At 46.1% G+C, this 256-nt stretch carries 1 rRNA gene; it reads left to right on the forward strand.

Features of this window, described 5'->3' with window-relative positions:
* Positions 1-102 (forward strand): 23S ribosomal RNA (locus FCL42_RS21595); the annotation flags it as partial.
* Positions 103-256 lie beyond the last annotated feature (154 nt).

Here is a 256-nt window from a genome sequence, read left to right on the forward strand (position 1 = left end):
CCACTAAAGGGCCGTGGAAGACTACCACGTTGATAGGCAGGGTGTGTAAGCGTTGTGAGGCGTTGAGCTAACCTGTACTAATGACCCGTGAGGCTTAACCATACAACACCCAATGGGTTTTTGTATCCTAGATATAAAGCACTTGCGAAAAGCAAAAGCGAGAAAGCAGCTTGACCAAATTGATTAACTTGCTTGATTAGCGAGTTAAAAGAATTTGTCTGACGACCATAGCGCTGTGGTCCCACCTGATCCCATG

The organism is Ferrimonas aestuarii (genome assembly GCF_005116665.1).
Taxonomy (GTDB): Bacteria; Pseudomonadota; Gammaproteobacteria; order Enterobacterales; family Shewanellaceae; genus Ferrimonas; species Ferrimonas aestuarii.